The sequence below is a fragment of the Chthonobacter rhizosphaerae genome (assembly GCF_013839525.1).
GTDB lineage: Bacteria > Pseudomonadota > Alphaproteobacteria > Rhizobiales > Pleomorphomonadaceae > Chthonobacter > Chthonobacter rhizosphaerae.
This window is the reverse complement of sequence record NZ_JACDIS010000009.1, coordinates 74,230-92,767: the sequence shown is the minus strand read 5'-3', so window position 1 is coordinate 92,767 and position 18,538 is coordinate 74,230. Positions and strand designations below refer to the sequence as shown.

Sequence of the window (18,538 nt, the reverse complement as noted above, 5' to 3'; positions counted from 1 at the left end):
CGCGCCCGTCCCCGACCCACAAAGACGACCCCTCCCCCGGCTTCGCCGGACCCTCCCCTGAGGGGAGGGATGATCGGCGCGATACTTGTTTTCCCCGAAAAGGCCTCCCTCAGAAGAACGCCTGCAGCCCTGTGATGGCGCGGCCGAGGATGAGGGCGTGGACGTCGTGGGTGCCTTCGTAGGTGTTGACGGTCTCGAGATTCATCATGTGGCGCATGATCTGATACTCCTCGGAGATGCCGTTGCCGCCGTGCATGTCGCGGGAGACGCGGGCGATGTCGAGGGCCTTGCCGCAGTTGTTGCGCTTGACGATGGAGATCATCTCCGGGGCCATGCGGCCCTCGTCGAACAGGCGACCGACGCGGAGCGACGCCTGCAGGCCGAGGGCGATCTCGGTCTGCATGTCGGCGAGCTTCTTCTGGATGAGCTGCGTCTGCGCGAGCGGCTTGCCGAACTGCTTGCGGTCGAGCGTGTACTGCCGGGCGGCGTGGAAGCAGAACTCGGCCGCGCCGAGCACGCCCCACGAGATGCCGTAGCGCGCCCGGTTGAGGCAGCCGAACGGGCCCTTGAGGCCGGACACGTTCGGCAGCAGCGCGTCCTCCGGCACCACGACGCCGTCGAGGACGATCTCGCCGGTGATGGACGCGCGCAGGGACAGCTTGCCGCCGATCTTCGGGGCGGAGAGGCCGGCCATGCCCTTCTCCAGCACGAAGCCGCGGATCTGGCCGTCGTGGGCCTCCGACTTCGCCCAGACGACGAAGACGTCGGCGATCGGGGAGTTGGAGATCCACATCTTGGAGCCGGTCAGCCGGTAGCCGTCCGCCACCTTCTCCGCCCGCGTGCGCATGCCGGCGGGGTCGGAGCCGGCGTCCGGCTCGGTGAGGCCGAAACAGCCGATCCATTCGCCGGAGGCGAGCTTCGGCAGGTACTTCTTGCGCTGCGCCTCCGAGCCGTAGGCATAGATCGGATACATGACCAGCGACGACTGCACGCTCATCATGGAGCGATAGCCACTGTCCACGCGCTCGATCTCCCGGGCGACGAGGCCATAGGCCACGTAGGAGGCGCCGGCGCAGCCGTACTCCTCCGGCAGGGTCACGCCGAGGAGGCCGAGCTCGCCCATCTCGCGGAAGATGGCCGGGTCGGTCTTCTCGTGCGCATAGGCCTCGATGACGCGCGGCTGCAGCTTCTCCTGCGCGTAGGCGCGGGCCGAGTCGCGGATCATCCGCTCATCCTCGGTCAACTGGTCGTCGAGGAGGAAGGGATCGTCCCACTGGAACGCGGGAGCCTTCTCGGAGGCGGGCTTCGGCATGGCGGTCATGGTGAAATCCTCACTCCACGTCGAAGGTCACGCCCTGGGCGAGCGGCAGGTCGCGGCCGTAGTTGATGGTGTTGGTGGCGCGGCGCATGTAGGCCTTCCAGGCGTCGGAGCCCGCCTCGCGGCCGCCGCCCGTCTCCTTCTCGCCGCCGAACGCGCCGCCGATCTCGGCGCCCGAGGGGCCGATGTTGACGTTGGCGATGCCGCAATCGGAGCCTTCCACCGACAGGAAGCGCTCGGCCTCCCGCAGGTCGTTGGTGAACACCGACGACGACAAGCCTTGCGGCACGCCGTTGTGGAGCGCGAGCGCCTCGTCGAAGTCGGAGTAGCGCATCACGTAGAGGATGGGCGCGAAGGTCTCGTGGCAGACGATCTCGGCCTGCGACGGCATCTCGACGAGCGCCGGGCGCACGTAGCGGGCGTCCGCGCCCAACTCCTCGCGGACGCGTTCGCCGCCGGTGACGGTGCCGCCGGCCGAACGGGCCGCGTCCAGTGCCGCCTGCATGGCGTCGTAGGAGCGCGGATCGATCAGCGGGCCGACCAGCACCCCCGCCTCGCGCGGGTCGCCGATCTTGACCGATCCGTAGGCCTTCTTCAGGCGCGGCACGAGCGCGTCGTAGACGCTGTCGTGCACGAACAGGCGGCGAAGGGTGGTGCAGCGCTGGCCGGCGGTGCCCATGGCCGCGAAGGCGACGCCGCGAAGGACGAGGTCGAGGTCCGCGGTCGGGGTCACGATGGCGGCGTTGTTGCCGCCGAGCTCCAGGATCGCCCGGGCGAAGCGCGCCGCGAGGCGCGGGCCGACGGCGCGACCCATGGCGGTGGAGCCGGTGGCGGAGACGACCGGCACGCGGACGTCGTCCACCAGGGCCTCGCCGGCCGCCCGGCCGCCCACCACCACCTCCAGGAGACCGCCCGGCACGCCGCCGAACTTCTCGGCCGCGCGGGCGAACAGGGCCTCAACGGCAAGCGCCGTCAGCGGCGTCTTCTCGGACGGCTTCCAGACCACGCTGTCGCCGGCCACGAAGGCGAGCGCCGCGTTCCAGGACCAGACCGCCACCGGGAAGTTGAACGCCGAGATGACGCCGACGACGCCGACCGGGTGCCAGGTCTCCATCATGCGATGGGACACGCGCTCGGTCGCGATGGTGAGGCCGTAGAGCTGACGGGAGAGGCCGACCGCGAAGTCGCAGATGTCGATCATCTCCTGGACCTCGCCGAGGCCTTCCGAGATGATCTTGCCGGCCTCCAGCGTCACCAGACGGCCGAGGTCCGCCTTGGCGGCGCGCAGTTCCTCGCCGAACAGGCGGACGAGCTCGCCGCGCTTCGGCGCCGGCACGGTGCGCCAGGTGAGGTAGGCCGCGTGCGCCCGGCCGATCGCCGCCGACATGTCCTCCGCCGAGGCGTCGCGCACTGAGGCGACGACGTCGCCGGTGATCGGCGAGCGCACCGTCAGCGAGCCGCCCGAGAGCGCCGAGGCGGGAACGCCCAGGCGGGCGAGGAGCGCGGCGGCCTCGGCCGGTGCGGTGTCGAATGTCTGGGCGATGGTCATGGGCGTCGGTCCCTGCGTGTCGGCCGAAGGTCGATCGCCCCGCTCGCTCTCCTCCCGGCGCGGGAGGCGGCGCCGCTGGCGCCGGACGGACGGAGCGCACCCTGTCGGCGCGCGTCTTGAAACGTCCCTTCTTATCGGCCGCCCCTCCTCCTCTCACAAGCGATGTTTTCTGCTACGGTCATGACGAAACCTCATGCACGGACCCGCCCATGCCCCGCCCTCTCCTGCCCTCCATCTCGGCGCTCACGGCGTTCGAGAGCGCCGGCCGGCACCTGTCTTTCTCCAGGGCGGCCGCGGAGTTGCACCTGACGCAGGGCGCCATCAGCCGGCAGATCCGGCAGCTCGAGGAAAGCCTCGGCCTTGATCTGTTCGAACGGGTGAACCAGCGCGTTTTCCTCACAGACGACGGCCGGCGCTACTTGAAGGACGTGCAGGCGATCCTGGCCGATCTCGCCCGCGCCACCCAGCAGGTGATGGCCGACGCGGGCGCCGGGGGCGTCCTCAACCTCGCCGTCCTGCCGACGTTCGCGACCCGCTGGCTGATGCCGCGCCTGCCGGGCTTCCTGGCCGACTATCCGGGCGTGACGGTCAACTTCGCCGTCCGGCTGGAGCCCTTCTCGTTCGCGGACGACGCGCTCGACGCCGCCGTCCACCACGGCGAGGCGACGTGGCCGGGCGCGGTGTGCGAGCGGCTGTGCGGAGAATCGGTCTACCCGGTGGCCTCGCCGGCCTTCGTGGAGCGGCACGGCGTGGCCGCCCCGGCCGACCTCGCCGACGCGCCCCTGCTCCACCAGTCCACCCGACCGACCGCCTGGCGCGACTGGTTCGAACGCATGGGCGTGGAAGCGCCCGCCCCCTATCGCGGCGCGCGCTTCGACCAGTTCGCCATGAGCGCCGAGGCGGCCGTCGCGGGGCTCGGCGTCGCGCTCGTGCCGCGCTTCCTGGTGGAGGACGAACTCCGGACCGGGCGGCTGTCCGTGCTCTTCGACGAGCCGCTGACGTCCGGCACGGCCTACTGGTTCGTCTACCCGGAGGCGAAGGCCGGCTCCGGGCTGGTGCGCGCGTTCGGGGACTGGCTGAAGCGCGAGGCCGCGTGATCGGGCTCCGGTGGTCCGGCATTCATTCCGGCGTCAGCTCGACGAGGACGAACTCGTTGGGGGCCAGCGTCAGATCCAGGTCGAGCGTCGTCGAACCCGGCTGGACGGCGTTTCGCTCCTCGATCGGGGGGCCCTTCAGATGGCCGGCTCGCTCGGCGCGGATTTTCAGGCGCGTGCTCCCCGCGCTGAAGGCCGGCGGCAGGTCTTCCAGCCGCAGTTTGAAGCGGTGCGAAACGGTGTCCCGGAACTGGTAGTTCCAGACGAGCACCGCGACGCGCCGGCCTTCCGCCGCCGCCATGGCGCCGACGCCGGTGCCGCGCGGATCCAGGATGTCGCCGACAGGATAGCGGGTTTTCGGCAACTGGCTCAGGAACAGGGCGGCGTTGTAGAAAGGCCGTTCCACGCCGGTCGACGCATATCCGCCTGGGACCTTCTCGAACATGACCTTGTTGGTGTCGATCGCATCGACGCTCCAGTAGTAGGGCGTGAAGCCGGGCTGCTGGGCGTAGAAGTAGGCGAGCGCCAGCGTGCTGGCCGCCTTGATATGGAAATCAACGTCCGGAGGCGGCTCCGGTTGGCCGCCACCGAATACGCCGCCTTCCGTGACGTGGACCGGAATATCGGGGTCGAGGCCGTGCTTCGACAGAAGCGGTCTGAGCAGATCGCGCTCTGCCGTGACCCGAGCCGGCGACGCCTTGTTGATCTCCACCGGCTCAGTCCTCGGCCGCTCGCGCGACAGATACTGGTGGTAGGTGATGAAATCGAGCCGCTTTTCGGGTGACGGGTTCGCAGCGTAGGCATCCAGGAAACGGCGCATCCAGCCGTTCGCCTCGACGGGATCGAACTTGTAGAGTGTCGGCCCGCCCACCTGCAGCTCCGGCCCCGGCAGGCGGCCCGCCCGGATCTCGGCGTTCACCTTGGCGATGATCTCGCAAGCTTTCACGTACGTCTCTGCGTAGGATTCCGGCGTGAAACCGCCCGTGTTCGGTTCGTTGTCGATCTCGATCAATTCCATCTTGGGAAATCTGCGCTTGTAGTGCATAAGTAAATTGTAAAAAGCTGTGTTGTACTCATCTTCGGTCCAGCGCCCGGTCCGGACTAAGGTATTATACCCTCCACCATATGAAATTATAACTAGAAACCGCTTAGCAACTTTGGAGTACTTGCTGAAATAGTTCATCATAATAGGGCTGCCGAGGTTTAGCTGCTTGGTTTCGAAATTGTACACGACATTCAACATGAGCCACAGGCGGACGTACTCCAGATCCAAAGCAGCGAGCTTGTCGTAGGTCGTCTGGTTCATTCCACTTCGACCAGGCGTCGCGCTCAACGCGCCGCCGAAATCGTCAGCGAAGCGGCCGGTCGGCGCCGAGAAGTTTGCGGTGATCACCGGAAGATCGGGAGGCGGCGGTTCGTCGACCGCATCCGTTTCGTCGCTGTCTCGTCCGGCTCTCGCCCCACCCGACGTGCCGCCATGTGTGTCCGACGTCGTGCCGCCGCCAGTGCCGGCGGTCGATCCGCCGGACGTCGCGCCGCCGCCGGGGCCGGCGGTCGATCCGCCGGACGTCGTGCCGCCGCCGGGGCCGGCCGCGACGTCGGTCCCGCCGGATGTGGCGCCGCCGCCCGCGTCGCCGCCCGACTCCGACCCGCCTCCGGTCTTGCCGCCCGAGCCGCCGCTCCCCGATCCGCCGACGGCGGTGTCGAGCGGTGCGTCGCCCGTATCGCCGTCGCCGGCGTTGCCGCCGTTACCACCGTCGCCATTTCCATTGGCGGAATCGAACGCATCCTTGATCTGCCCGGCCGGGCTTTCCTTCTGGCAGCTCACAAGGCCGGACGAAGCGACCACAAGGAGAAGCGCCGCCACGGCCACCCGGACCGCGTTCAACGATCCGGAGGAGCACAGCGGATGTCGGCGATCTGGATACAAGGCCAGCCTCCTCTCGCACACGGCCCGGCGGACCGCCCGCAACCAGAGATGACCCGAACATGTAAATAAAGCTATGTCGAATATGTCATTCTTTTCGCGGAAACCGCCAAGGTTCGCTTACGACAGGCGGAACCATGGCGTTGGGGGCGAGTGCTGTTCGGTAGGCACGGTCGCGCGCACCCGCCGTGCTGCGGTCAGCGGTCGCAGGTCGATCCAATGTGATCGCCAGTACCTATCAGGCCATCGGCCGCTCTCCGCCTTAATCGTTCCAACAGCAGCGATAAGCAGCGCTTGTGGCTCACCTTACGCCAACAACCGGAATGCTGCACTGCACCTTCAGTTTTCCTAGCCCTCCCTTGCAGAAAATCGTGCTGGTCTCCTGAACCGCCCCGCATCACCTTCCATCGCCAGGAGGAACCCGGTCCCGTCGCCCCATTGAGCGCGTCGCGCCCCCCAAGGGCCGACGCCGACGGACGAGGCCGGGCCGACAACCCCGCGGACGCCAAAACGGCCGCCTGACACCCGAGGAAACGATGCGCTACCACCCCGGCCTTTTCATTCCCGGTCCCACCAACGTCCCGGATCCGGTCCGCCGTGCAATGAACCTGCCGCAGGAGGACATGCGCTCTCCTGACTTCCCGAAGCTGACGCTGCCGCTCTTCGCCGACCTGAAGAAGGTGTTCAAGACCGAGACCGGCCAGACCTTCATCTATCCGTCCTCCGGCACCGGCGGCTGGGAAGCGGTGCTCACCAATACCCTGAACCCGGGCGACAAGGTCCTCATCTCCACCTTCGGCCAGTTCTCGCTGCTCTGGGCCGACATGTGCCAGCGCCTCGGCTTCGACACCCAGGTGGTGGACGTGGAGTGGGGCGAAGGCGTTCCGGTCGAGACCTTCCACGACATCCTGGCGGCCGACAAGGAGCACAAGATCAAGGCGGTTCTGACCACCCAGAACGAGACCGCCACCGGCGTGACCTCCGACATCGCCGGCGTCCGCAAGGCGCTCGACGCCGCCGGCCACCCGGCCCTCCTCTATGTGGACGGCGTGTCCTCGGTCGCCTCCATCGACTTCCGCATGGACGAGTGGGGCGTCGACGGCATCGTTTCGGGCTCGCAGAAGGGCTTCATGCTGCCGACCGGCCTCGCTATCATCGCGGTCAGCCAGAAGGCCCTCGAAGCCCACAAGTCCTCCAAGTTCCCGCGCTGCTTCTTCTCCTTCGAAGACATGACGCGCATGAACAAGGACGGCTACTTCCCCTACACGCCGGCCACCGTTCTGCTACGCGGCCTGCGCGCCTCGCTCGACCTTCTGTTCGAAGAGGGCCTGGAGAACGTGTTCGTCCGCCACAACCACATCGCCAGCGGCGTCCGCGAGGCAGTGAAGGCCTGGGGCTTCGAACTCGTCGCCAAGGAGCCCAAGTGGCACTCCGACACCGTGTCGGCCATCTGGGTCCCGTCCAACGTGGACGCCGTTCAGGTCATCCGCCGCGGCTACGACCGCTACGGCGTGTCCTTCGGCTCGGGCCTCAACAAGCTCTCCGGCAAGGTCTTCCGCATCGGCCACCTCGGCGCCACCAACGAGCTGATGCTGCTCGGCGCGATCGCGGCCGCCGAGATGGCCCTGGTCGACTGCGGCGCCAAGATCGAGTTCGGCTCCGGCGTCGCCGCCGCCCAGGCCTACTACGGCGCCCGCCGCAACGTGACCGCCGCGGCGGCGTGAAGGCGATCGGAGAGGGGCGGTGGCTCACCCCCCCTCTCCCACTCTCCCCCTCGAGGGGGGAGAGGGCCCCGAGGCGGTTCCGGACCAGAACCGGCAGACGTGAAAGACGCTGACGCCCGCAACACCCTCCGACCGACCCTCTCCCCCCTTGAGGGGGAGAGCTGGAGTGGGGGGTGAACACCGACGCTCGACCCAAAATCCCGGCGCGCCCCGAACGCCGCGCCATCCGGAGGAAAACCCCATGAGCTTCACCCAGTACAAGCCGGTCAAGACGCGCGTGCAGCGCTCCGAGCTGGCGGTTCCGGGCTCCAACCCGCAGATGTTCGAGAAGGCCCTCAATTCCGAGGTGGACTTCATCTTCCTCGACCTGGAAGACGCCGTCGCGCCGAACGACAAGGTCACCGCCCGCGAGAACATCATCAAGGCGCTGAAGGAAATGCCGTGGCGCGAGCGCGGCAAGACCATGTCGGTGCGCATCAACGGCCTCGACACCCACTGGATGTACCGCGACGTCGTGGACGTGGTGGAGCAGGCCGGCCAGCATCTCGACACCATCCTGATCCCGAAGGTCGGCGTGCCGGGCGACGTCTACATGGTCGAGGCCATGGTGGCGCAGATCCGCGAAGCCAAGTCGATCCAGAACGAGATCGGCCTGGAAGCCCTGATCGAGACCACCCTCGGCATGGCCAACGTGGAGGCGATCGCGGCCGCCCGCAACCTGGAAGCCCTGCACTTCGGCGTCGCCGACTTCTCCGCCTCGCGCCGGTCGCGCACCGTCGTCATCGGCGGCCTCAACCCGGACTACCCGGGCGACCAGTGGCACGCCGCCATCGACCGCATGGTCACCGCCTGCCGCGCCTATGGCCTTCGCGCCATCGACGGCCCGTTCGGCGACTTCTCCTCGCCGGAAGACTATGTGAAGGCCGCCAAGCGCGCCGCCGTGCTCGGCTGCGAGGGCAAGTGGGCCATCCACCCGAGCCAGATCGCCCTCGCCAACGACGTCTTCTCGCCCCCGCCGGCGGAAGTCGACCGCGCCCGACGCGTGCTTGTCGCCCTCGACGAGGCCGCCGCCCAGGGCAAGGGCGCCGCGTCCCTCGACGGCCGCCTCATCGACGCCGCCTCCGCCCGCATGGCCCAGAACATCGTGATGGTGGCGGACGCGATCGAGGAGAAGTCGAAGGCGAACGCCAAGGCGGCGTGAGCGATCGCCGGTTCAGGGCGCGGTTCCCCCCCACCCTGCCCTCCCCCTCAAGGGGGGAGGGTTTCGCCGGGGGACACGCCGAGCGATACCGAACCCGTTCGCACCGCCATCGAAGCAGCGCCCCCTCCCCCCTTGAGGGGGAGGGATGGGGTGGGGGGTGCCCCGGGCACCACGGCCACCGAACACAATCGTTCCAGAGGACATGACCCATGGATATCCATGAATACCAGGCGAAGGAAATTCTCGCCAAGTTCGGCGTGCCGATCCCCAAGGGCGGCCTCGCCTACAGCCCCGAGCAGGCGGCCTACCGGGCGCGCGAGATCGGCGGTTCGGTGTGGGTGGTGAAGGCCCAGGTGCACACGGGCGGCCGCGGCAAGGCCGGCGGCGTGAAGGTCTGCAAGTCGGAGCATGAGGTGGAGGAAGCCGCCGAGAAGATGCTCGGCCGCAAGCTCGTCACCCACCAGTCCGGCCCGTCGGGCAAGATGGTGAACCGCCTCTACGTGGAAGGCGGCGTCAACATCGCCAAGGAGCTCTACCTCGGCTTCGTGCTCGACCGGTCCGAGCAGCGCGTCATCGTCATCGGCTCGACCGAGGGCGGCATGGACATCGAGGAGGTCGCCGAGACCAAGCCGGAGTCCATCATCAAGATCTCCGTGGAGCCGGCGGTCGGCATGCAGGCCTTCCAGGCCCGCGAGCTCGCCTTCAAGCTCGGCCTGCCCGGCTCGGCCGTGGCGGACGCCACCCGGGTGATCCTCGGCGCCTACCGTGCCTTCCGCGACAAGGACGGCAACATGCTGGAGATCAACCCGCTGGTCTTCACCGCCGAGGGCAACCTGATCGCCCTCGACGCCAAGATGAGCTTCGACGACAACGCGATGTTCCGTCACCCGGACATCTCGGAGCTGCGCGACAAGTCGCAGGAGGACCCGCGCGAGACGCAAGCCGCCGACCGCGGCCTCTCCTACGTGGGCCTCGACGGCGACGTCGGCTGCATCGTCAACGGCGCCGGCCTCGCCATGGCGACCATGGACATGATCCTCCTGGAAGGCGGCGCCCCGGCGAACTTCCTCGACATCGGCGGCGGCGCGACGCCCGAGCGCGTGGCCAAGGCCTTCCGCCTGGTCACCCAGGACAAGAACGTCAAGGCGATCCTCGTCAACATCTTCGCCGGCATCAACCGCTGCGACTGGGTCGCCCAGGGCGTCGTGAAGGCCGTCGAGATCTCCGGCCTGGAGTTGCCGCTCGTCGTCCGCCTCGCCGGCACCAACGTCGAGGAAGGCCGCAAGATCATCAACGAGAGCGGGATCAACGTGATTTCCGCGACCACGCTGGCCGAAGCCGCCCGTCTGTCGGTTGCCGCCGCCAAGACCGGCAACGCCAAGGCCGCCTGAGGAGCACCGACATGTCCGTTCTCGTCAACAAGAACTCCAAGATCATCGTCCAGGGCATCACCGGAAAGATCGGCTCCTTCCACGCCGAGGACATGATCCGGTACGGCTCCCCGGTCGTCGGCGGCGTGACCCCCGGCAAGGGCGGCACCGAAATCCACGGCAAGCCGGTGTTCAACACCGTCAAGGAAGCCGTGGACGCAACCGGCGCCGACGTCTCCATCGTGTTCGTGCCGCCTCCGTTCGCGGCCGACTCGATCATGGAAGCCGCCGACGCCGGCATCAAGGTCGCGGTCTGCATCACCGACGGCATCCCGACCCAGGACATGATGCGCGTGAAGCGCTACATGAAGCGCTACAAGGCCGAGAACCGCATGCGGCTGCTCGGACCCAACTGCGCGGGCATCATCACCCCGGGCGAGGCGCTGGTCGGCATCATGCCGGGCCACATCTACCTGCCGGGCCGCATCGGCATCGTCGGCCGCTCCGGCACCCTCGGCTACGAGGCCGCCTCGCAGCTGAAGGAGCTCGGCATCGGCGTCTCCACCTCCGTCGGCATCGGCGGCGACCCGATCAACGGCTGCTCGCACCGCGACGTCCTGGAGCTGTTCGAGAACGATCCGGACACCGACGCGGTGATCATGATCGGCGAGATCGGCGGTCCGCAGGAAGCCGAAGCCGGCGCCTACGCCCGCGACCACATGACCAAGCCGGTCTGCGCCTACATCGCCGGCCTCTCCGCCCCGAAGGGCCGCAAGATGGGCCACGCCGGCGCCATCGTGTCGGCCTTCGGCGAGAGCGCCGCCGAGAAGGTGGAGATCCTCAAGGGCTGCGGCGTGACGATCGTGCCGACCCCGGCCGAGTTCGGCTCCACCGTCCAGAAGATGCTCGCCGGCATGAAAGTCGCCGCCGAGTAAGCCGACGGGTGGGGCGGCGGACCCCGGAACCCGCCGCCCCACCCGCCGATGCCGTGCCGGCTCGGACGCCGGAGCGTCAGGAGAGCGCCGAGGTTCTCGCTGCTTGGACGTTCGAGCGTCATGGTCCGCCTTCGCGGACCATGACGGACGGCGGCGCGTGACGTGCGCCATCGTGGACAATAATGATACGAAAGAGCCCAGGCGCGCGAACGACGCGCCGCTCTCCCCAACCCCGAGGAACGCCCCCGTGTCGAAGAAGAAGGTTCTCATCACGCGCCGCTGGCCTGAGGTCGTCGAAGCCCGCCTGCGCGAGCTCTACGACGTCACGCTCAACGAGGCCGACGTGCCCATGACGGCCGCCGCCATGCGGCAGGCGCTGATGGACTACGACGCGGTCTGCCCGACCGTCTCCGACAAGGTGGACGCGGCGGTGCTCGAGGTGACGGACCCGCGCGCCAAGATCCTGGCGAGCTACGGCGTGGGATACAGCCACATCGACACGGACGCTGCCAAGAAGGCCGGCATCCAGGTTTCGAACACGCCGGAGGTGCTCTCCGAGTGCACCGCCGACCTCGCCATCACCTTGATGCTGATGGCCGCCCGCCGCGCCGGCGAGGGCGAGCGCGAGGTGCGGGCGAAGAAGTGGACCGGGTGGCGCCCCACCCACATGATCGGCACCAAGGTGTCCGGCGGCGTGTTCGGCGTGCTCGGCTTCGGCCGCATCGGCCGCGAGGCGGCCAAGCGCGCCCACTTCGGCTTCGGCATGAAGGTCATCTATTTCGACCCGTTCCCGGTGAAGCCGGAACTCGCCGCCGAGATGGGCGCGGAGAAGCGCGACAGCATCGAGGACGTGCTCCGCGAGGCTGACGTGGTGTCGCTTCACATGCCCGGCGGCAAGGACAACTACCACCTGATCAACGACGAGCGGCTGGCGCTCATGAAGCCGACGTCCATCCTGGTCAACACCGCCCGCGGCGAGGTGGTGGACGCCAAGGCGCTCGTCCGCGCCCTCAAGGCCGGCACCATCGCCGGCGCCGGCCTCGACGTGTTCGAGGGCGAGCCGAACATCGACGAGGACCTCTACACGGTGGAGAACGCCGTGCTCCTGCCCCACCTCGGCAGCGCCACCGCCTCCACCCGCGAGGCCATGGGCTGGCGGGTCCTCAACAATCTGGAAGCCTTCTTCGACGGCCGCACGCCGCCCGACCGGGTGGCCTGAGGACGTCGATGGCCGGGTCGCTTCAGTCGGGGGACGGGGGCGACCCGGCCCGCTCTCGGTCCGTGTCATGGGGGATGCGGGCCCGCCTTGGGGGCTCTTCCGTTCACGCGGAAGAGCCCTTTTTTCTGCGCCGTCTCCTCCTGGCCATGATTGCGGGATCCAACCCGGGCCGTCGGCGATTTGTCCGCGGCGGACGGCCGGTGATCGGAGGAGAGCGCGATGGCGCGAGGGGCATTCGGAATGGGGTGGATCGGACGGGTCTCGATCGGGTTCGCGCTCGCCGTCGGCGTGTCGGCCTGCGCCAGCGTCGACTACGTGGTGATGACCTACGGGGACGTGCGGGCCGAACCCATGGTGGTGCCGAGCGGCGAGTTCCGCGTGTTCGACCGCCCCGACATCGGCAAGATCATGACCGCGCCGTCGATCCGGTCCGCCGTCCGCACCGGCGTCGTGTCCCAGGCGACCCTAGGCCTCGTGGACGAGACGCCGAACGTCGTCCACCACCGCACCGTGGCGGAGGCCTTCCTGGCGAGCCGGGGCCGCGCCTGCACCCTGGTGGGCGCCTCGCGGGAGATCCTGACCACCCAGTTCGAACACGACTACACCTGCACGTCGCCCGCCTCCGGCGCCCTGCCCGGCCCGGCCCCGCGCACAACCACCCCGCCGGTCGCGACGCTCGCGCCGACGACGGCCCCGGTCGCGCCGCCCGCCGCAACCTCGTCCCAACCGGCCGCCGTCGTCGCCGCGCCCGCGCGGATCGCGCCGCCCGCGGTGTCGGCCCAGGCGCCCGCCGCGCCCGCAACGGCGGCCGCTTCGCCCACCGCGCCCGTCGCCGTCCAGCCGGTATCGCCCGCCCCCGCCCAGCCCGCGCCGGCGACGACGGTGCAGCCGCCCCCGGGCGCGACGATCGCGCCCCGGTGAGGCCCGATCAGAAGATCCCGTTCCGGCGCAGAAGCCACCATGCGCCGAGGATGCTCGCCGCGCAGACGGAAAAGGCGTACCAGGTGCCGCCGACCGCCAGGGTGAACGGCATGTCCGACGTGTTCATGCCGAAGAAGCCCACCACCAGGGTGGGCGGCAGCAGAAGCGCCGTCATGACGCTGAGCACGTAGAGGTGCCGGTTGGTCTCCGACGAGATCTTGCTGTCGATCTCCTCGTGGAGCAGCCGGGCGCGGTCCTGCAGCGCCTGCATGTCCGAGTAGACCGCGCCGAGCTTGTCCGCCAGCCGCTCCGCCGTCTCTGCCATGCCCGGCGGCACGTCCTCCCGGTCCTCGATCTCCAGCCGGCGCATCAGCTGGATCGTCGCGCGCAACTGCCGATGGAGCCGCACGATGGTCCGGCGCACCGGCCCCAGCCGGCGCCGCTCGTCGCGCGGCACGTCGTCGAACACGTGGTCCTCGATGGTGTCGAGCTCGTCCGTCATCTCGACCACCAGCCGGACGAGCGTCTTCTGGAACTCCAGCACGATCGATTCGAAGATGTGGACCGGATGGCTGTGCGCCCGGCCGTTCTCCACCGCGTGCCGGGCCGTCTCGATGCAGCGCAGGGGATGCAGCCGGGCGGTGATGATCAGCCGGTCCGAGAAGGCGAACCGGAACCAGCCGATGTCCCGCGTCTCGTAGTCGAACTCCCGCTCCAGATCCGTCAGAACGCCGTGCACCACCCCGTCGGTGACGGTCAGCTTCACGTGCGTGTCGCGCTCGGTCAGGGTCTGGCGGGCCGCTTCGGGCAGGTCGGCGATGCCGGCGAGGAAGCCGGGGATGCGGGCATCGCTGAGCGCCAGATGCAGCCACAGGATGCCGTCGTCGCGGCCGACGACGTCGCGGCCGGCGTCCGCCGGCAGGACCGTCGCGCGGCCGGTCGCCGGATCGAACCGGTAGCCCCAGACGAGGCCGGGGATTTCGTTCAGGGTGGCGGCGATCGACACGGTGGCTCCGGCCTTCCGACAAGGCGTTCCAGGCCGGGCCGGCCCCATGGGCCCGCTCGGCGCCCTCGACGGTACACGCAAAGTCCTACAGCTTCGCAACCGCGCGCCACCGCTCGGCGGTGAGGCGCTTCGACACCGCCGGCGGCGCGCGAAAAAGGTCCTGTGGATCGCTCCGTTCGACCGGAACAGGGAGCGGCGTGCCGCAGTTGGAGGCACGCGTCGAGCCGTTGCCCCTTTCCTCCCCGAGAGGCCGCGAAGCTCCGTCGGTCTGCGGACGGCTCTTTCCCGTCCGCCGGCGCGCGGCGGTCCCCCCTGTCCTCCCCGGGACCGCCGCGCACCGCACGGCCGGGTGGCCCGGCCTCGGCGCGGCCATCCGCCTCGGGCGTATCGACGGAGGCGGGCCGGTTTCCACCCCGTGTTTTCCACTGCCCACCCGGTCCGCATGCGCTATCGTGGAGAGAATCGGACGAAACGGTCCGGATCGGCCGTGAACGGCCGAAAGCCCCACGTCGCCGGGCCATGGGCGATGCGGTCCGGGCGAGGATCTCCCGACGAGGTGGTCCGGGCACGGTGGGAGCAGACGAGAATGGCACGGGACGAATCGCCTTTCAGGTTGGCGCAGACCTGAGTTCCCACGGGACATGCCTCTGACATGATCGAGGACGCGCGGTCGCTCAGCCCCGGTGAGACGGTGATCGCGGATGTCTGCGTGGTGGGCGCCGGCGTCGCCGGGATCACGCTTGGGCTCGACCTCGCCGGGCGCGGCCTGTCGGTGGTGGTCCTGGAGGGCGGCGGCGTCCGTCGCTCCGCATCTTCGGACGCGCTCTACGACTGCCGGGTCGAGGGCACCGTCGACGACTATTCCAAGTCCCGGTCCCGTTATCTCGGCGGCAGTTCCAACTGCTGGACCGGCTGGTGCCAGCCGATCAGCCGCACGGACATGGCCTCCCGCGACTGGGTGCGCGCCAGCGGCTGGCCCGTCGCCCACGAGGACCTGATCGCTCATGCGCGCCGCGCGGCCGCCATCCTGGAGGTGGACCCGGACCTCGACCTCGCGAATGCCCTGGAACGGGCGCCGGACGGGGCGGACGTGCTCCCGCTGTCGGCGGACAAGTTCCGCACGACGCTCAGCCTCATCAGCCCGCCCACGCGGCTCGGCACCATCTACCGCGACGCCATGCGCCGGGCCGACCGGCTGCGCGTGATCCTTCACGCCAACGTGGTGGAGATCGTCCCGGCGCCGAACCCGGCTCTCATCGACAGCGTCGCGATCCGCACGCTCCAGGGCGGGACGGCCCGCTGCCGCGCGAGGCACTTCGTCCTCGCCGCCGGCGGCATCGAGAACGCGCGCCTGCTCCTCGCCTCCAAGGGCCACGGCGAGCGCGGCATCGGCAATGGGCGGGATCTGGTCGGCCGGTACTTCATGGACCATCCGCGCGTGCGGGCCGGCCTGCTCACCCTGAAAGACCCGTCCCGCTTCAGCCGGCTCTACGACAGCTCCTACTTCCGCACCCACGTGCCGTTCGGCCTGTCCCTCACCGTCGCCGACGAACTGGCCGCGCGCGAGCGACTGCTGCCATGCCAGATCGGCTTTCGCGCCGTGTTCGTGGGCGAGGACACCCTGCGGGCGATCCGCCTACGCGACGCGCTCGGCCACGGGGCCGCCACCGCGAAGGCGCGCGCCGCCATCGTGGCCGACCCCCTGCGCACCGCCGGCTCCGTGCTGCCCAACGCCTTCGCCTACGGGCTGCGCAAGGCGAGCGTCCGCCGCATGATCAAGCATTTCGTGCTGGAGACGGTGGTCGAGCCCGAGCCCGACCCGGACAACCGCGTCACCCTCTCCACCGCGCGGGACCTGGTCGGCATGCCGAAGGCCGCCGTCCGCTGGTCGGTGGGCGACCTGGAGCGCCGCAGCCTCGCCCGCGCGCTCGACCTGATGCGGGACGAGCTGCAGAGCCGCGGGCTCGGCCGGGTGGTGATCGAAACGCCGCCCGAGGAGCGCGAGATCCTGTCCACGTCCCACCACATGGGCACCACGCGCATGCACCCGGACCCCGCCCGGGGCGTCGTCGATCCGGACGGGCGGGTGCACGGCATCGGCAACCTCCACGTCACCGGCAGCTCGGTCTTCCCGACCGGGCTTGTCGGCCCGCCCACCATGACCATCGTAATGCTGGCGCTGCGGCTCGGCGCCCGGCTCGCCGAGACCCATCGAGCCGACGGGTTCCTTCCCGACGACCGCCCGGCCGTCGCCTAGAGCATTCTCCGATGAAGTTGCACGACTTGATCGCCGAGAGAATGCTCCGGCTTTTTGAATCTGGAGCGATTTCTTGTCGACCTGACGATTCAGTCAGGTCGGAAAACGCTCTAGCGCTGACGCGGCCTCCGCCTTTGGTCTGATCCTTGCCTCCGAGGGATCCCAAGACCACATCTCGCGTTAACGAATTACAAGAACTGGCGCGGGCGACCCTCGCTTGCTTGCATTTTCGCGGTATTGTGAAGATGTCAATTAATCGGGGTCTATGCTTCCAGCTTGGTTGACTGTGTTGGAGGACGGCGACGAAGCGCATTCGACAGACACCGGCGGTGTTCACCTTTGCGTGATGAAACAAACCGCCCAGCGTCTGCTGCAGTGCAGCGCGAGTTCGCGGGCTTGTCGTCCGACGAGTTCTGTGAGGAACGAATGAGTATCCTCGTTGTCACGATGGTCGTCGGGTTGGCGGTCGTCATAGGCGCCGGGATCGCCGGCTACCTCGCCATGGCCCAGGCGCACCGGCAGGCCCGGCTCGACGACCGATCCGTCGAGCGGCTGATCGCCCGGCGCCGCCGCGTCGCCCATGCGGGCCGGCGCAGCCTGGCGAAAGGCCGTCACGCGCGCCGGGTCGGCACCCGCCGGCGCGTGGTGCGGATCCGCCATCCCGAACACGCCGCCTGACCGGCTCGCGGGCGGCGGAACGAACGCCTCGCGATCCGGTTGACCGGACAGCCGAAGCGCCGGCCCTCTCTGGCGCTTCATCCCGATGCGAAGGAAGACCTCATGTTCGGACGGATCGTGAAGACCCTCATTCTCGGCTGGCTCTACAAGCGCGTGCGCCACGGCCGCCGCCGCTGACCACCGCTTCCGCCACGACGGACGGACGCCCCGCGCCCGTCCGCGCCTTTCCGCCGGTCCGCGCGCCCGGGTCGGCGTGAGCAGCGCTCTGGACCGGGCCTCCGCCCGGTCGCGAAGCCGGCCGGCGCCTCATCCTGCCACGAGCGCCACCATCGCAGCCGTCCCGGCCGCGAATGTCGCCTGAACCTCGTCGATCAGGTCCTGCTCGCGCGTCTCGTAGCGCGGCGAGAAGTGGAACGGCGTCACCCGGCGGACGCCCGCCTCGGCCGCGAGCCGCCCGGCGTCGCCGGCCGTCAGGTGCTTTCGGGCGACCGCCAACGCGCGGTCCTCGTCCAGGAACACCGCCTCGATGAAGAGCTGGTCCGCCCCCGCGGCGATCGCCCGGATGCGCCGGGCGTTCTCGTCCGTGAACGCGACGTCCGTCACGTAGGCGATGCGCTGGCCCCGATCGATCCGGAACGCCCTGTCGCGCAGCAGCCCCAGCGGTATCGTCCCGCCGCCCACGTCCACCGGCGTGTCGTCGGCTGCCTCCCCGCGGACCAGGCGCTTGGCAGCGCCGAGCCACGGCCCCACTGCGAGGCCAAGGTCGGCCAGTCGCTCCGGCATCACGTGCACCGACCGGCTCTCCTGGAGCGCGAAGGCCAGCACCGGCGTGCCGTGGTCGAGCACGGTGGTCTCGATCCGCATGTCCGGCCCGTCCATCAGCAGGCCGGGCGGGAGGTCCGCCGGACGATCCCGCCGCCGGAAGCCCTCCCGGGCGGCGAACAGCGCCCGTTCCGTCTCGCCGGTGTCGTCGATCGAGCTCGCCAGGATGCGGAAGTCGGCGCTGCGAGGGCCGAGGAGATTCCACGTGTAGGCGCCGAGCCGGGCCGCGACCCCGTCGACGAACCCCGCCGGGCCGAACATCCGCAGGACGCCCGGCCGGTTCAGCCGGAGGCGCAGCAGGTCGTCGAGCCCGGAGAAATGGTCCATGTGCCGGTGCGACACGCACACCGTGTCGACCCGCAGCAGGATCCGCGTCGGCAGCGCGCGGATGTCGCCGATGTCGAACAGAACCGCCTGCCGGCCGAAGCGCACGTCCAGCACCAAGCCCGGATCGCCGAACGCCGGGTTCGTCAGACGCGCCTCCACGAGCCCCACCATCACGCCCTCCCCGATCCGG

At 69.4% G+C, this 18,538-nt stretch carries 14 protein-coding genes; 8 read left to right on the top strand and 6 right to left on the bottom strand.

Annotated elements, in window-relative coordinates:
* Positions 1–109: 109 nt before the first annotated feature.
* Both HND91_RS16420 and amaB read right to left on the bottom strand, forming a co-directional pair.
* Positions 110–1,321, bottom strand: a complete 1,212-nt coding sequence (locus HND91_RS16420) for an acyl-CoA dehydrogenase (protein WP_181707686.1) — start codon at positions 1,319–1,321, stop codon at positions 110–112.
* A 10-nt stretch (positions 1,322–1,331) separates the two neighbouring features.
* Positions 1,332–2,867, bottom strand: a complete 1,536-nt coding sequence (gene amaB / locus HND91_RS16415; protein ID WP_181707685.1) for an L-piperidine-6-carboxylate dehydrogenase — start codon at positions 2,865–2,867, stop codon at positions 1,332–1,334.
* 209 nt (positions 2,868–3,076) lie between these two features.
* On the opposite strand from amaB, the gene gcvA reads away from it, so the two are divergent.
* On the top strand, positions 3,077–3,964 hold the full coding sequence (gcvA, locus tag HND91_RS16410; protein ID WP_181707684.1) for a transcriptional regulator GcvA: 888 nt from the start codon (positions 3,077–3,079) through the stop codon (positions 3,962–3,964).
* 22 nt (positions 3,965–3,986) lie between these two features.
* Here gcvA and HND91_RS16405 read toward each other — a convergent pair whose 3' ends face one another.
* A complete protein-coding gene (locus HND91_RS16405; protein WP_181707683.1) occupies positions 3,987–5,891 on the bottom strand; it encodes a glycoside hydrolase family protein in 1,905 nt (634 codons plus the stop codon).
* A 533-nt stretch (positions 5,892–6,424) separates the two neighbouring features.
* Here HND91_RS16405 and HND91_RS16400 point away from each other — a divergent pair.
* The 6 genes from HND91_RS16400 to HND91_RS16375 all read left to right on the top strand — a co-directional run bounded on the left by HND91_RS16400 (position 6,425) and on the right by HND91_RS16375 (position 13,258).
* On the top strand, positions 6,425–7,612 hold the full coding sequence (locus HND91_RS16400; RefSeq protein ID WP_181707682.1) for an aminotransferase class V-fold PLP-dependent enzyme: 1,188 nt from the start codon (positions 6,425–6,427) through the stop codon (positions 7,610–7,612).
* A 241-nt stretch (positions 7,613–7,853) separates the two neighbouring features.
* Positions 7,854–8,813, top strand: a complete 960-nt coding sequence (locus HND91_RS16395; protein ID WP_181707681.1) for an HpcH/HpaI aldolase/citrate lyase family protein — start codon at positions 7,854–7,856, stop codon at positions 8,811–8,813.
* A 209-nt stretch (positions 8,814–9,022) separates the two neighbouring features.
* A complete protein-coding gene (locus HND91_RS16390; RefSeq protein ID WP_181707680.1) occupies positions 9,023–10,204 on the top strand; it encodes a malate--CoA ligase subunit beta in 1,182 nt (393 codons plus the stop codon).
* 11 nt (positions 10,205–10,215) lie between these two features.
* Positions 10,216–11,118, top strand: a complete 903-nt coding sequence (gene sucD, locus HND91_RS16385; protein ID WP_181707679.1) for a succinate--CoA ligase subunit alpha — start codon at positions 10,216–10,218, stop codon at positions 11,116–11,118.
* 247 nt (positions 11,119–11,365) lie between these two features.
* A complete protein-coding gene (locus HND91_RS16380) occupies positions 11,366–12,337 on the top strand; it encodes an NAD(P)-dependent oxidoreductase (protein WP_181707678.1) in 972 nt (323 codons plus the stop codon).
* 240 nt (positions 12,338–12,577) lie between these two features.
* On the top strand, positions 12,578–13,258 hold the full coding sequence (locus tag HND91_RS16375) for a hypothetical protein (RefSeq protein WP_181707677.1): 681 nt from the start codon (positions 12,578–12,580) through the stop codon (positions 13,256–13,258).
* Between the two features lie 7 nt (positions 13,259–13,265).
* On the opposite strand, the gene HND91_RS16370 is transcribed toward HND91_RS16375, so the two are convergent.
* Entirely contained in the window at positions 13,266–14,264 is a 999-nt protein-coding gene (locus HND91_RS16370; protein ID WP_343057365.1) for a transporter, read from the bottom strand.
* A gap of 652 nt (positions 14,265–14,916) precedes the next feature.
* Between HND91_RS16370 and HND91_RS16365 the strand changes: the two genes are divergently transcribed.
* Positions 14,917–16,521: an FAD-dependent oxidoreductase gene (locus HND91_RS16365; protein ID WP_181707675.1), complete on the top strand. Its 1,605-nt coding sequence runs from the start codon at positions 14,917–14,919 to the stop codon at positions 16,519–16,521.
* 333 nt (positions 16,522–16,854) lie between these two features.
* Here the strand turns inward: HND91_RS16365 and HND91_RS16360 are convergent, their stop codons facing one another.
* Positions 16,855–17,361 carry a hypothetical protein gene (locus tag HND91_RS16360; RefSeq protein ID WP_181707674.1) on the bottom strand — a complete coding sequence of 169 codons (507 nt, stop codon included), beginning with the start codon at positions 17,359–17,361 and terminating at the stop codon, positions 16,855–16,857.
* 144 nt (positions 17,362–17,505) lie between these two features.
* Complete coding sequence (locus HND91_RS16355) at positions 17,506–18,519, bottom strand: ribonuclease Z (RefSeq protein WP_181707673.1); 1,014 nt, start codon at positions 18,517–18,519, stop codon at positions 17,506–17,508.
* Between the last annotated feature and the right edge of the window lie 19 nt (positions 18,520–18,538).

Coding starts and splice junctions, on each gene's coding strand:
- gcvA (WP_181707684.1), top strand. CDS start 3,077: ATGCCCCGCCCTCTCCTGCCCTCCATCTCGGCGCTCACGGCGTTCGAG.
- HND91_RS16365 (WP_181707675.1), top strand. CDS start 14,917: ATGATCGAGGACGCGCGGTCGCTCAGCCCCGGTGAGACGGTGATCGCG.
- HND91_RS16375 (WP_181707677.1), top strand. CDS start 12,578: ATGGGGTGGATCGGACGGGTCTCGATCGGGTTCGCGCTCGCCGTCGGC.
- HND91_RS16420 (WP_181707686.1), bottom strand. CDS start 1,321: ATGACCGCCATGCCGAAGCCCGCCTCCGAGAAGGCTCCCGCGTTCCAG.
- amaB (WP_181707685.1), bottom strand. CDS start 2,867: ATGACCATCGCCCAGACATTCGACACCGCACCGGCCGAGGCCGCCGCG.
- sucD (WP_181707679.1), top strand. CDS start 10,216: ATGTCCGTTCTCGTCAACAAGAACTCCAAGATCATCGTCCAGGGCATC.
- HND91_RS16395 (WP_181707681.1), top strand. CDS start 7,854: ATGAGCTTCACCCAGTACAAGCCGGTCAAGACGCGCGTGCAGCGCTCC.
- HND91_RS16355 (WP_181707673.1), bottom strand. CDS start 18,519: ATGGTGGGGCTCGTGGAGGCGCGTCTGACGAACCCGGCGTTCGGCGAT.
- HND91_RS16390 (WP_181707680.1), top strand. CDS start 9,023: ATGGATATCCATGAATACCAGGCGAAGGAAATTCTCGCCAAGTTCGGC.
- HND91_RS16400 (WP_181707682.1), top strand. CDS start 6,425: ATGCGCTACCACCCCGGCCTTTTCATTCCCGGTCCCACCAACGTCCCG.